Source organism: Oryzifoliimicrobium ureilyticum (assembly GCF_037199735.1).
In the GTDB taxonomy this organism is placed as follows: domain Bacteria; phylum Pseudomonadota; class Alphaproteobacteria; order Rhizobiales; family Rhizobiaceae; genus Rhizobium; species Rhizobium ureilyticus.
Genome location: NZ_JBBBVQ010000015.1, coordinates 127,641 through 139,764 on the forward strand (window position 1 = coordinate 127,641; position 12,124 = coordinate 139,764).

Below are 12,124 nucleotides of genomic sequence, written 5' to 3' on the forward strand. Positions count from 1 at the left end.
AGCAGCCCGGCCAAACGTCTCGCTGCATGACGACTGTCGGATAACAATAAAGAAAGCTAAGCGGCGAAGCCGCACGGGGAAAAATCAGTATGGGCGGATTGTTTTCCGCACTAGGCTCTTTTGTAGCCTGGCTTGGATATGTCTTCGACCCACTATGCGGTCCTGCAGGTGTTTTCACTTGGTTTGCGAATTCCACCGTGCTCGCCTGTGGCGACACGGGATGGGGCGATAAGATCGGCGACGGCCTCAAGATTACGGTTGCCGTGTCTCTGGCGACGCTGCCCGTGGGACTTTTCATCGGTTTCATGGTAGCGCTTGCACAGCAGTCGAGTGAAAAGACGCTCCGTTTGGCAGCCGGAATTTACACGACGATCTTTCGCGGTCTGCCGGAACTTCTCACACTTTTCATCATCTATTACGGCGCGCAGATCCTGATCCAATCGGTTTTCGCTTCCGTTGGCTATGACGAGCGTATTGAAATCAATGCCTTCGTCGCTGGGATGATTGCTCTTTCGATCGTCTTTTCGTCTTACTGCGCTGAGGTGCTCCTCTCGGCGTTCCGTGCGATTCCCCGTGGACAATACGAAGCGGGAGATGCCCTTGGCTTGAGCCGGGCAAGAACCATGGTTCTGATCATCTTGCCGCAACTCGTGCGCATTGCGCTTCCCGGCTTGGTCAATCTCTGGATGATCCTCCTGAAGGACTCTTCTTATGTCTCGGTCATCGGGCTTGCCGATATTCTGCGTCAGACGAACGTCGCCGTCAGAGTGACGAAAGAGCCTTTCCTTTTTTACGGACTTGCCTGCATCCTTTATCTTGGGCTGGCGATATTGACCTCCCTGCTCCTTCGCTATGTTGAACGTTGGGCCAAGCGCTCAGAGGTCGTCCGATGAGCATATCCGAAACGCTCATTCCTCCTCAGCCTGCCCCGCGTGAAACGGCAAAGGGGATAACAAAGGCCAAAGCTCTCGGCATCGGTCTTCTGACCCTATGGGCTCTGCTCGCCGCGGGTCTTGCAACCTTGATGATCACGGGCTGGGATCAATCGAAATTCGTGACATACGGTCCACGCTATCTCCACGGGCTGTGGACAACGCTCAGTCTCGTTCTGCTCTCTCTCGCGTGCGGAGCCGTTCTTTCGCTGCCCCTGGCGTTCGCACGGATGTCAAAACGAAAGATCATCAGCTGGCCTGCCTATTGTTACGTCTATGTGTTCCGTGGCACGCCTTTGTTGGCACAGCTCTTTCTGATCTATTATGGACTGGGCTCCTTCCGTCCGCAGCTTGAGGCTGTCGATCTCTGGTGGTTTTTCCGTGAAGCTTGGTATTGCGGACTATTCTCCCTGACGATCAACACGGCTGCCTATCAAGCAGAAATTCTTCGTGGCGCCATCCAAAGTGTCCCATTCGGGCAACGAGAAGCCTCCGCTTCCCTCGGTTTGCCGCGCGGCGTCACGTTCTGGAAGATCATCCTTCCGCAAGCCCTTATTGTTGCGCTTCGCCCCTACGGGAATGAAATCATCTTGATGATCAAGGGATCTGCCGTCGTCTCCATCGTCACGGTGTTGGATCTGATGGGGGAAACTCGTTTCGCGTTCTCCCGCACATTCGATTACCAAAGCTATTTGTGGGCGGCGATTTTTTACCTTTCCATGGTCGAGGCGCTGAGACACCTCTGGGGCTGGATCGAGCGCAGGCTCACTCGCCATCTGGTGCGATGAGAGAGGAAGCATCTGGCAGCACTCCTGCTGCCTTGCTGCTAATAACTTGAAATATATTGTCTTTTCCTGCCACCGCTGCTTTTGGAAAGCTTCGGTTAACCCTGTCATGTTTCCATCATAAAGCGGCACTCAGACGACTTTGTATGTGCTCCGACGTTTGCCGCAAGGGAAACAAGAACGGGGAATAGCGCATGCATATTGATATGGAAAAGCAGTTGAAGGGTTACGGCCTGACCACTGCGCAGATCCTGTATCGCCTACCGGACCATCCGGCGATCCTGCAAACCTATATTTGGCAAGACTACGATCTTGCTCCCGATTTTCCAGAGATGACGGGATTTCTGAATTTCTGGAAGGAGAAGCTCGATGGCCCTCTGCACTCCGTTCGGTACACCCACAGACGGTTGATATCGGCAACAGAGTGGCGTGCTTTGAAGGGCGAGTTCATACTTCATTGATGGGGTTGCGCAATTGCAGCCTCAGCACTAAAAGGCCACATGAGCAAAAAGATCGACGAAGAAGCCCTTGCCGAGGCCTATAATCGTGCTCTGTCGCTTGAAAAGGCCGGCGAGATCGACGCCGCTGTGAAGGCGTATGACGAGGTTTTGGCAATCGATCCCGATGACCATGGCGGCGCCAGCGTGCGCATCGCATCGTTGGGGCGCGGTGAAACGCCGACCAAAGCGCCCGATGCCTATGTCGAAACATTGTTCGACCAGCATGCTGAGATGTTCGAGGATGTTCTTGTCGACCAGCTTGGCTACCATGTGCCGATGCTCGTGCGTCAGCGCTTGCAGGCGTTGGAGTTGGGACCCTTCAAGAGATTGCTTGATCTTGGCTGTGGTACTGGGTTGACGGGTGGCGCCTTGCGCGACATGTGCAAGGATATGACCGGCATCGACCTGTCGGAAAACATGGTCGAAATCGCTCACGAAAAAGATCTCTATGAGACGCTGTTCGTCGCGGAGGTCGAAGATTTTCTGGATGATAATGACGAGGATCCGTTCGATCTCATCGCGGCAACGGATGTTCTACCTTATCTTGGCGCGCTGGAGCCGCTGTTCTTCGGTACTGCCGAAAACATGGTCGAAGGCGGCATTTTCGTCTTTTCCTCGGAAACGCTTCCCGATGAGAGCTTTGCAGGAAGACCCTATATGGTCGGCCCACATCAACGCTTTGCCCATGCACAAAGCTACATCCAGGAACGCTTGGCTGATACTGGTTTTGAGCTGATCGAATTCAGCGACATCAACGTCAGGATGGAAGAAGGCCAACCCACCCCAGGCCATCTTGTGATTGCTCGCTACCGAGGATGAACGAAAGCCTGCGTTCAAAAGCGAATGCAGGGCTGTTACCAGGTCCGACCGCACGGAAGTGGGAACAAGATATGTACGCCCCTGGTCGGGTCTTAATTCGCACACTGTCCCCCTAATATGGCGGCGAGGAGCTGAGCTTCCAAGGAAGCAAGGTCCGCGTCACCATAACGGCGTGGATGCGGCTCGCGGACGGCCAAATCGAGCGCGACTTTTCCTTGGTCGAGAACGATGACGCGATCGGCAAGATGAACGGCTTCGCCGACATCATGGGTGACGAGGACGGTTGTAAAGCCAAGTTCACGCCACACTCTGCTGACGAGTTCTTGCATACCAATGCGCGTCAAGGCATCGAGCGCGCCTAGTGGTTCGTCGAGCGCCAAGACGCCCGGACGGCTGACCAGCGCCCTCGCCAGGGATACCCTCTGGCGCTGGCCGCCTGAGAGGTTCGCCGGCCATGCCGAGGCCTTGTCAGCAAGCTGGACATCTTTGAGCGCGACTTCGCTTTCTCGTCTAGCGTCGTCCGCACGTACCCCCTCGCCCAACCCTACGCCAACGTTATCAATTACGGAAAGCCATGGCAGCAGCCGCGGCTCCTGGAACACGATCCGCGTATTAGGAACAATGTCAGCGTTGTTCTCATCATGAAAGCGCATCTGGCCCGAATCTGCCGTCTCAAGACCGAGGAGAATGCGCAGCAACGTGCTCTTGCCGCATCCACTTTTCCCGATGATGGCAACGAACTGGCCAGCCGGAATATGAAGATCAATGCCGCGTAGCACGCGGTTCGTGCCGAAGCTCTTTTCAATAGATTTTAGAGTGATGGCAGCAGGCTGCGCAGCATAACTCAGCGGCTGCGGCGAATTCCGTGAAGGCGACGTTTCTTTAAATCGGGTTCTCAGGGCGGCAATCATGAAGCTTCTCCTGGATTATCTCTGATAAACGGGGTTCCAGCGAAGCGCGCGACGCTCGAGAGCTCGAGCGACGATGTCAGCGAGCTTGCCAAGCACAGCGTAAAGAACGAGCGACAGGACAACCACGTCGGTCATCATAAATTCACGCGCATTATTCGCCATATAACCAATGCCAGACGATGCCGCGATCGATTCAGACACGATCAATGTGAGCCACATGATGCCAAGGGCGTACCGCAAACCGACAAAAATCGAAGGTAGTGCACCGGGAAAAATAACTTTGCGGAAAAGTGTCCAGCGGCTCATTCCGTAAACGCGGCCCATTTCGAGCAAACCAGGGTCGACATTTCGTACGCCATGGTAGGTGTTCAAATAAACCGGGAAGAGCACACCCAGCGACGTCAAAAAGAGTTTGGCTTCTTCTCCAATTCCGAACCAGAGGATTACCAGAGGAATCATCGCAAGGTGCGGGATGGTTCGAATCATTTGCAGCGTAGTGTCAGTCAGTTGCTCGGAGAGACGCGACACACCATTAGCAACGCCAAGAAGGAAACCAATCAGTCCGCCAATCAAAAGACCAGAAAACGCGCGCGCAGCACTGACGCCAAGGTTTCGCCAGAGGTCACCGGTTGATGACTCAGCCCAGAATGCCCGAAGCACCGCAAGCGGTGACGGCATTACGCGATCTGAAATGAGACCGAAAGACGAGCCGACCTGCCAGGAAAGGACGATCAGGATCGGAACGAGGAATGGCACAAAGTGCACCTTTTTCAACTGCGGGAGGTGAAATTGTATCTGGCGGCGCTCGCCTAGTTCGGCTTTTGAAGACCGCAACTCCACAACTGCCATGATATTTCCTTTCCCTGTCGGCCATGTCGGTGGGCAGCCTTTCTAGGCTCGACCAAAAGATGGAGGAGGCTGCTCGGTTTGAAGCTCCAATCCGATGATTCAGCCTACGAAGTTGCGGCTACCTTCAATGTCTGATGGCCGCCACCGCCAAAGAGCCGCTTGCCAGCCACTTCCGTCTGGAAGGTCGAGCGCTGTTCCGTTTGAGCAATGCCAAGTTCAGGGAACAGGAGTTCGGCCACTCGATAGGCTTCCTCGAGGTGCGGATATCCTGATCCGATTACGGTCTCGATGCCAAGATCCTGGTACTCCCTGAGACGAGCGGCGATTGTCTTTGGCGACCCCACCAGGGCGGTACCGGCGCCGGATCGAACAAGGCCGATGCCTGCCCACAAGTTCGGCGAAACCTCGAGTTTATCGCGCCGTCCACCATGCAGCGCTGCCATTCTCTGCTGACCGACAGAGTCCGATTGCGAGGTGAGGTGCTCCTGCGCTTTTGCTATAGTATCGTCCGAAAGTCGCGAGATCAGGCGTTCTGCTGCCTCCCAAGCTTCGTCGTCCGTTTCGCGAACAATAAAGTGCAGGCGAATACCAAAAGAGACATCCCTTCCCTTGGCTGCGGCCGCCTTCTTGACCTTTTCAATTTTCTCCGCGACCTGCGCCGGAGGCTCACCCCAGGTCAGATATTTGTCGGCCCGGCCTGTTGCGAAATCGATCCCAGCATCCGACGAGCCGCCAAAGTAGAGCGGAGGCCTGGGCGCCTGAATGGACGGGAAGCCGAGCTTGGCACCTTTGGCTTGGATATACTTTCCATCAAGCGAGGCTTCTCCCTTTGTAAGAAGCTCTTCAAAAACGTCGAAGAACTCCTCAGCATGGCTATAGCGCTCGTCATGAGGCAGGAATATTCCATCGCCCGCCAACTCAGCTGGATTTCCACCAACCACAATGTTGAGGAGCAATCGGCCGTTGGAAATGCGGTCAAGCGTTGTGGCAAGACGCGCATAGTAGGCGGGTGAAGCCGTGCCAGGACGGATCGCCACGAGGAAACGAAGCTTATCCGTAAAAGGCGCCAGTGAGGCAGCCGTCACGAAACTTTCCTCGCAAGAGACGCCCGTCGGAAGTAAGACGCCGGAATAGCCCAGCCGGTCGACGGCCACTGCAATTTCCCGCAGATAGCGATTATCAGGCGCACGATTAAGATCGGAGGCGCCGAGATAGGCTCCGTCACCACTGGTTGGTATAAACCATAGAAAATCGATTGGTTTATTGAGATTGCTCATCGGACGATCCTTTTTCTTATCAGCTTGCTTTGGCGCGCCAGACGATGTCGCTGACAGCGAGTTTCCGCGGCAAAATCTTCAGGTCGTAAAACTCGTCGGCAAGCGCCTGCTGGTAAGCAACAGCGTCATCCGAAATGGCGGCGACGTCGCCGAGGTCGAAGCCTTTGCGCGTCAAGGTGACACGCGTAATGTCTTCCGGCACGCCGGTGATCTTCGCAAGCGCCGGAACCGTCGCGTCAAGATCGGCCTGAGCCGCTTTCCCGGCCTTTGCTAATTGCTGCAAGAACTCAGGAATGAGATCTGCGTTATCTGCGGCAAAATTTCCGTTGGCGAGGAAGTAACTCCAGGAATCGACAATCCCCTCAGCGGTCGTCAGTATCCGTGTCTGCGGGTCAGCCTCCGCAACAGCTGTATAGGGATCCCAGATCGACCAGGCATCAATGCTCCCATTTTTAAATGCGGCCGCAGCATCGGGGGGCGAAAGATCAACCAAGGTCACTTCAGACAACGCAATCCCCGCCTTGCGTAATGCCTTGACCGCAACGTTATGCGCGCTCGATCCTCGCTTGAAGGCGAGCTTTTTGCCCTTCAAATCCTCGAGTTTTTGAATGAGCGATTCTTTTCGAACGAGGATTGCCGATCCTTCCGAACTGCCCTTGTAGGTGCCGACGTAGAGAATGTTGCCACGCGCTGCCTGTGCGAAGAGCGGTGGGACGTCTCCAGTCGGCCCAAGATCGAGGGCACCGGATCCCAAAGCTTCAAGAAGCGGTGGGCCGGATGAAAACTCAGCCCAGGTAAGCTTTATCCCTTTTGCGTCGAAATACCGGTCCAGCGAGCCATTGCTTTTGGCAAGCGCCAGGACGCCGCCTTTCTGCCAACCTATCCGCAGCTGACCTACCGCCGCATGCGCGCGCCGAACAGATGGCAGCGCCATTGCTACAGCGCCGGCCGCAAGAAATCCCAAAGTCTGTCTGCGCGTTACCATGAGCTTTCCTTCTCGTAGGCCGTTCAAGGCCTTCTTCGATTGGTAAACTCTTCCACGTCGGATAAAATCTATAAACAAAGTAGAATTCTATTTTCTGCGAGTTGAGAGAGAATTCGTTTTTAAAATTGAAGCGCAGCGCAATATTCATCCGGTCGCAGATACCTGATGCATTGAAGATGAAATGTCAGTGCTTGGCCCATCCGCTTGTTTGTTCTAATCCTGCAGCGGACAGCAGCAGGAGATATCAATGGCAAAAGTGGCGTTCATCGGTCTCGGGGTCATGGGCTTTCCCATGGCCGGCCATCTCAAGAATAAGGGCGGACATGACGTAACGGTCTTCAACCGCACGACAAAGAAAGCAGAGGAATGGGTCGAGCAGCACGCGGGTGCGATGGCCAAGACACCGGCAGAGGCCGTTCGCGATGCCGATTATGTTTTCGTCTGCGTCGGCAATGACGATGATCTGCGATCTGTAACGATCGCAGAAACCGGCGTTTTTTCAGGTATGAAAAAAGGCGCCATGCTCATCGATCACACGACGGCGAGTGCGGAAGTTGCCCGTGAGCTTGACGACATCGCACAGGAAAGAGGATTTCGCTTCATGGATGCACCTGTGTCCGGCGGCCAGGCCGGTGCTGAAAACGGTGTATTGACTGTGATGTGCGGGGGGGAACAAGCCGACTTCACTGAGGCAAAACCTGTTATCGAGTCCTACGCGCGGATGGTGGGATTGATGGGACCGGTCGGATCAGGCCAATTGACGAAAATGATGAACCAGATCTGCATAGCCGGCGTGGTGCAAGGCCTCGCAGAAGCCGTTCACTTCGGCAAAAAGGCCGGTCTCGACATAGAGCGCGTCATCGAGGTGATTTCGAAAGGCGCGGCGGGTTCGTGGCAGATGGAAAACCGGCATAAGACCATGGCTGCCGGCAAGTATGACTTTGGCTTTGCGGTCGATTGGATGCGCAAGGATCTCGATATCGTCCTGACTGAAGCGCGCCGTAACGGAGCAAACTTGCCCCTCACCGCACTCGTCGATCAATTCTACGGCGAGGTCCAGAAACTTGGTGGCAATCGGTGGGATACGTCCTCGCTGCTGGCGAGGCTTGAAGCCAAATAACGCGCGTAAAAAAGCCGGCGCTCTTTGCTAACAGAGCGCCAGCGCAACGATATGCAACCATCTGGCCGCTAATTCTCAGTCCTCGTTGGACTTGGCGTTTTCCAAAATCATGTAATCGAGGGGAAGCTGTGTCGTGTACTTGATTTGCTCCATGGCGAAGGCCGAGGAGACGTCACGAATTTCGATCTTGGCAATCAGACGTTTATAGAACGCATCGTATGCCGCAATATCGGGAACCACGACGCGCAATAAATAATCCACATCGCCGCTCATGCGATAAAATTCCACAACCTCTGGAAACTCGGAAACAACTTCCGAGAAGCGGCGCAGCCACTCGATCGAATGGGACGAAGTCCGGACGGAAACGAAGACTGTCACCTTGGTATTGATCTTAGCTGGATCAAGGATGGCGACACGGCGTTTGATCACGCCATCCTCTTCCATTTTTTGAATTCGGCGCCAGCAAGGTGTCGTCGAAAGACCCACTTTCTTTGCCAGATCTGCGACCGCTAAAGTCGAATCCTCCTGCAGGAGGCGCAAAATTTTCCGATCGAGACGATCCATGCCTTACATACCCTTTGAAACTATATTCCCTCTATAGTCTGATTCCAGCGCTCAGGAAAAATTTTGTTTCACGATATCAGCAGTTTTATGCGCGACTGCAAGACAGGCAGCAGGTCTCTTTCAAAAAATGGATTGCGCTTCAACCAGCTTGAGTTGCGCCAGCTGGGATGTGGCAGCGGCAATAATTTCGGCGACGCGGACGCATCGAGAATAGAACGCCAGTCTGCAACCGTCTCCGTCATGCTGCGGACCGCACCATTTCCGAAATGCCATTTTTGGGCAAAAGAGCCAATGGTCAGAATAAGCTGCACCTGCGGCATGAGACTGAGCGCCCTCTCCCGCCATGCCGGAGCGCATTCGCGCCGCGGCGCCATATCCGAACCATGAGCATCATAGCCGGGGAAACAAAACCCCATGGGTAGAATGGCAAAATTGCGCGGATTGTAGAAAGTATCCCAATCGACGCCGAGCCATTCACGCAGTCTTACGCCCGACGCGTCGTCAAAAGGCACTCCACTTTTATGCGCGCGCATACCTGGAGCCTGACTTGCAATGAGAACACGCGCCTGATCGGAGAGCACCGCGATGGGGTGAGGTTCGTGCGGCAGCGATGCACTTCCGGGCCGAGGACAGTCACGACAGATACGGCAATCGGCAATCTCTTGAGCAAGCTCGTGAATTGCACCAGCTCCCGACCAAGTCACCACCATGGGACAATATCCCTGAGCCAACGCGCTGCCTGTCCGTTGTGCCTTTCCTCGCGCACATCTTGAGGATATTCAAAACTTCCAGCCCATATGCCGCGATGCGCGCTACGCGCGGCGCCCTCCTCCGCTTTGTAGCCACCATAAGCGACGGCCATTCCCTCCTTGACCATAGTGGCGTTGATATCTTCGTCTCCCTTGCGGCAAACGACCAGCAACCGCTTGTAACGATCCGGCTGCGCGCCGGAACATTGAACGGTCTGGCTGGATACCAAGCTTGCGAGGAAATCGCGTGCCTCGCGTCCGCACGACCATTCCTGTTCGTTTCGCCTGCAAGTCTGCGTCAGCTCCGGTGCATCGATGCCCTTCATGCGCAGTCTCGTACCATCAATTGTAAGACTATCACCGTCGATAACCCGGAAGCGGCCGCTGAAATGAGTCTCGTTTTGACGGTTCAACCCTTCGCCAAACAGCAAGAAGACGCCGAACAAGGCCAAGACCAGAAGGCCGTCGCGAATGTGCTGCGGATTTCGCCTCACGATTTTGCCTTCTTCAAAAACAATTGGTTGGGAAAAATGGCAAACACCTTCTTAAGGTTTGGCAGGTACGGTGCTGAAATCCGCGGATCAAGCATCAACTACAAAATGAAGAGCGTCGCCAGCAACTCGACCGACAAAAATATCGTTGATAAGTCTCGCAGCCATCGTAACCGACCCGTTTCGAAGGCCGTTCGGCAGACCCGCGACCGCTTGCAAAACGGACATGCGTCGAACCTTATCTTCGACAGAGATGGCTTGCGCTCCTATATAGACGCTGTCATCCACGGCGCTTCGATCGCTCCTATCTTCATCATCGCTGTTACGGTCATTGGCGTTTATTTCACTGCCGAGACCTGGCTCATCCTTTGGGCACCGTTGATGCTTCTTGCGCACGCCATCAATATAGGCGTTGCACGCCATGCCCCCAAGGACCAGTTGAACGCGGAAAGCGTGCGCAAGTGGAGACGCATCTTTTTGTGTATCCAGGTGGTGATCGGCTGCATCTGGGCAATGTTCGCCATGCAAGGCTGTGTCGCCTGCGCACCCTCGATCTTTGTCTTCTATAAGGGCGCAGTGCTGCTAGTTGCCTTGTCGGTTACGGCAATGTCCGGCTTCATGCTGGCGCGATCGGTTCTGGTAACCTTCGGCCCAGTGACGATGGCCCTCGCCCTGAACGCCTCCTTGTCGCATAACGTTCTCGATATCGGGCTGATGGGGGTCTTTACGTCAACCCTGATCTTCTTCCATTACATCAGCGACCGTCTTCTTCGTTCGAACCTAACCATCTTTTCCTACCAATCGGAGAAGGATGATCTGATTGCGGAGCTGGAAGTTGCGAAGTCGATGTCGGACGAAGCCCGGCGACGCGCCGAAGAAGCGAACTTGGCGAAGTCACGTTTTCTCGCTTCCATGTCGCATGAACTGAGGACGCCCTTGAATGCTATCCTCGGGTTTTCGGAAGTGATGGCATCGGAGGTGATGGGGCCTCTCAATAATCCGGCCTACAAGGAATATGTCGGCGATATTCACCGCTCAGGCCAACATCTTCTTAATCTGATCAATGAGATCCTCGACCTTTCCCGCATCGAAGCCGGGAAATACGATCTTCACGAAGAGGCTGTTTCACTGCCAGATGTCGTTGAAGATTGCATTGGCATGGTGCAGTTGCGGGCACGTTCGAAGAATATCAGCATCGCCTCGCAAGTCGAACAGAAGCTTCCGGCTGTCTGGGTCGATGAAAAGGCTATTCGACAGGTCATTTTGAACCTTCTCTCCAACGCCGTGAAATTCACGCCTCAGAATGGGGATGTCATGATCAAGGTTGGCTGGACAGCAGGTGGCGGCCAGTATGTGTCCATAAAAGACAACGGACCTGGCATACCGCAAGAAGAAATACCAATCGTTCTTTCAGCCTTCGGCCAAGGGTCGGTGGCAATAAAGAGCGCCGAACAGGGGACCGGTCTTGGCCTGCCGATCGTGCAGGCCTTGCTGTCTCAGCACGACGGTCAATTCGTCTTGAGGTCGCAGTTGCGTGAAGGCACCGAGGTCATTGCCATCCTCCCTGCGACGCGCGTTTTGGAACCAGTAACCCCGGTCAAACCGTCCGACGCTTCTCCAAGAAAACGCCGAAGCTTTGCTTAAACGAGCAAGGGTGCGTGACGGATCGCCACCACGAGCATGTAAAGACCACAAGCACACAACATGCAAAAGACGGCAAACGACCCGAGATCTTTTGCGTGTTTCCCAACCGATGATATTTCAGGCGAAATGCGGTCGATGACCTCTTCGACGGCAGTATTCAATGCTTCGATCGCAAAGAGCGCCAGGAACAGAATGCCCCCCGTGATGAATTCATCGATGCTCGCTCCCAACACGGCAAACAAACCAGCGGCAGCGCCGCACATCAGCAATTCGTGACGAAAGGCTGCCTCTTGCAGGAGGCGCCGAAAACCCGCCCACGAATAACTCGTTGCTGCGAACAAATGGCGCAGTCCCGTGTGTTTCGTGACGACAGGTTTCGTCTGGCTTCCTCTGGATCGCGTTTCGGCGCCTACGGGGCCCTTGGTGTGCTTCATACGTGTCTTGCCCAAACGGATCCAACTAGCCGACATGCATTAGCGCCTTGGCAGATGCACAACA

14 protein-coding genes are annotated in these 12,124 nt (G+C 54.8%); 6 read left to right on the top strand and 8 right to left on the bottom strand.

Annotation, left to right across the window (positions count from 1 at the left end; translation table 11 throughout):
* The first annotated feature begins 89 nt into the window (after positions 1-89).
* The 4 genes from VQ830_RS19560 to VQ830_RS19575 all read left to right on the top strand — a co-directional run bounded on the left by VQ830_RS19560 (position 90) and on the right by VQ830_RS19575 (position 3,036).
* The gene (locus tag VQ830_RS19560; protein WP_337269819.1) at positions 90-893 is read left to right on the top strand and encodes an ABC transporter permease; all 804 of its coding nucleotides are present in this window, start codon (positions 90-92) and stop codon (positions 891-893) included.
* Positions 890-1,720 carry an ABC transporter permease gene (locus VQ830_RS19565; RefSeq protein WP_337269820.1) on the top strand — a complete coding sequence of 277 codons (831 nt, stop codon included), beginning with the start codon at positions 890-892 and terminating at the stop codon, positions 1,718-1,720. The genes VQ830_RS19560 and VQ830_RS19565 overlap by 4 nt, the downstream gene beginning before the upstream one ends.
* A 191-nt stretch (positions 1,721-1,911) precedes the next feature.
* Positions 1,912-2,178: an usg protein gene (locus VQ830_RS19570; RefSeq protein ID WP_337269821.1), complete on the top strand. Its 267-nt coding sequence runs from the start codon at positions 1,912-1,914 to the stop codon at positions 2,176-2,178.
* Between the two features lie 39 nt (positions 2,179-2,217).
* Positions 2,218-3,036, top strand: a complete 819-nt coding sequence (locus VQ830_RS19575) for a class I SAM-dependent methyltransferase (RefSeq protein WP_337269822.1) — start codon at positions 2,218-2,220, stop codon at positions 3,034-3,036.
* A 92-nt stretch (positions 3,037-3,128) separates the two neighbouring features.
* Here the strand turns inward: VQ830_RS19575 and VQ830_RS19580 are convergent, their stop codons facing one another.
* The 4 genes from VQ830_RS19580 to VQ830_RS19595 form a co-directional block, all read right to left on the bottom strand.
* Complete coding sequence (locus tag VQ830_RS19580) at positions 3,129-3,947, bottom strand: ATP-binding cassette domain-containing protein (protein WP_337269823.1); 819 nt, start codon at positions 3,945-3,947, stop codon at positions 3,129-3,131.
* Between the two features lie 15 nt (positions 3,948-3,962).
* Positions 3,963-4,796, bottom strand: coding sequence for an aliphatic sulfonate ABC transporter permease SsuC (ssuC, locus tag VQ830_RS19585; RefSeq protein ID WP_337269824.1), 834 nt, complete (start codon positions 4,794-4,796; stop codon positions 3,963-3,965).
* A 104-nt stretch (positions 4,797-4,900) separates the two neighbouring features.
* On the bottom strand, positions 4,901-6,073 hold the full coding sequence (gene ssuD, locus VQ830_RS19590; protein ID WP_337269825.1) for an FMNH2-dependent alkanesulfonate monooxygenase: 1,173 nt from the start codon (positions 6,071-6,073) through the stop codon (positions 4,901-4,903).
* Between the two features lie 19 nt (positions 6,074-6,092).
* Complete coding sequence (locus VQ830_RS19595) at positions 6,093-7,058, bottom strand: aliphatic sulfonate ABC transporter substrate-binding protein (RefSeq protein WP_337269826.1); 966 nt, start codon at positions 7,056-7,058, stop codon at positions 6,093-6,095.
* A 241-nt stretch (positions 7,059-7,299) separates the two neighbouring features.
* Between VQ830_RS19595 and VQ830_RS19600 the strand changes: the two genes are divergently transcribed.
* A complete protein-coding gene (locus tag VQ830_RS19600; RefSeq protein WP_337269873.1) occupies positions 7,300-8,178 on the top strand; it encodes an NAD(P)-dependent oxidoreductase in 879 nt (292 codons plus the stop codon).
* Between the two features lie 75 nt (positions 8,179-8,253).
* On the opposite strand, the gene VQ830_RS19605 is transcribed toward VQ830_RS19600, so the two are convergent.
* The 3 genes from VQ830_RS19605 to VQ830_RS19615 form a co-directional block, all read right to left on the bottom strand.
* Complete coding sequence (locus VQ830_RS19605) at positions 8,254-8,742, bottom strand: Lrp/AsnC family transcriptional regulator (RefSeq protein ID WP_337269827.1); 489 nt, start codon at positions 8,740-8,742, stop codon at positions 8,254-8,256.
* Positions 8,743-8,810: 68 nt separating this feature from the next.
* A complete protein-coding gene (locus VQ830_RS19610; protein ID WP_337269828.1) occupies positions 8,811-9,452 on the bottom strand; it encodes a uracil-DNA glycosylase family protein in 642 nt (213 codons plus the stop codon).
* On the bottom strand, positions 9,443-9,985 hold the full coding sequence (locus VQ830_RS19615; protein WP_337269829.1) for a thermonuclease family protein: 543 nt from the start codon (positions 9,983-9,985) through the stop codon (positions 9,443-9,445). The genes VQ830_RS19610 and VQ830_RS19615 overlap by 10 nt, the downstream gene beginning before the upstream one ends.
* A gap of 105 nt (positions 9,986-10,090) precedes the next feature.
* On the opposite strand from VQ830_RS19615, the gene VQ830_RS19620 reads away from it, so the two are divergent.
* On the top strand, positions 10,091-11,626 hold the full coding sequence (locus tag VQ830_RS19620) for a sensor histidine kinase (protein WP_337269874.1): 1,536 nt from the start codon (positions 10,091-10,093) through the stop codon (positions 11,624-11,626).
* On the opposite strand, the gene VQ830_RS19625 is transcribed toward VQ830_RS19620, so the two are convergent.
* A complete protein-coding gene (locus VQ830_RS19625) occupies positions 11,623-12,060 on the bottom strand; it encodes a diacylglycerol kinase (RefSeq protein WP_337269875.1) in 438 nt (145 codons plus the stop codon). The genes VQ830_RS19620 and VQ830_RS19625 overlap by 4 nt on opposite strands.
* Between the last annotated feature and the right edge of the window lie 64 nt (positions 12,061-12,124).

What these genes read in the sequence shown, in the direction of transcription:
- VQ830_RS19565 (WP_337269820.1), top strand. Translation starts at nt 890, where the DNA reads ATGAGCATATCCGAAACGCTCATTCCTCCTCAGCCTGCCCCGCGTGAA.
- VQ830_RS19570 (WP_337269821.1), top strand. Translation starts at nt 1,912, where the DNA reads ATGCATATTGATATGGAAAAGCAGTTGAAGGGTTACGGCCTGACCACT.
- VQ830_RS19595 (WP_337269826.1), bottom strand. Translation starts at nt 7,058, where the DNA reads ATGGTAACGCGCAGACAGACTTTGGGATTTCTTGCGGCCGGCGCTGTA.
- VQ830_RS19560 (WP_337269819.1), top strand. Translation starts at nt 90, where the DNA reads ATGGGCGGATTGTTTTCCGCACTAGGCTCTTTTGTAGCCTGGCTTGGA.
- ssuC (WP_337269824.1), bottom strand. Translation starts at nt 4,796, where the DNA reads ATGGCAGTTGTGGAGTTGCGGTCTTCAAAAGCCGAACTAGGCGAGCGC.
- VQ830_RS19605 (WP_337269827.1), bottom strand. Translation starts at nt 8,742, where the DNA reads ATGGATCGTCTCGATCGGAAAATTTTGCGCCTCCTGCAGGAGGATTCG.
- VQ830_RS19575 (WP_337269822.1), top strand. Translation starts at nt 2,218, where the DNA reads ATGAGCAAAAAGATCGACGAAGAAGCCCTTGCCGAGGCCTATAATCGT.
- VQ830_RS19610 (WP_337269828.1), bottom strand. Translation starts at nt 9,452, where the DNA reads ATGGTGGTGACTTGGTCGGGAGCTGGTGCAATTCACGAGCTTGCTCAA.
- VQ830_RS19625 (WP_337269875.1), bottom strand. Translation starts at nt 12,060, where the DNA reads ATGAAGCACACCAAGGGCCCCGTAGGCGCCGAAACGCGATCCAGAGGA.
- VQ830_RS19580 (WP_337269823.1), bottom strand. Translation starts at nt 3,947, where the DNA reads ATGATTGCCGCCCTGAGAACCCGATTTAAAGAAACGTCGCCTTCACGG.
- ssuD (WP_337269825.1), bottom strand. Translation starts at nt 6,073, where the DNA reads ATGAGCAATCTCAATAAACCAATCGATTTTCTATGGTTTATACCAACC.
- VQ830_RS19620 (WP_337269874.1), top strand. Translation starts at nt 10,091, where the DNA reads ATGAAGAGCGTCGCCAGCAACTCGACCGACAAAAATATCGTTGATAAG.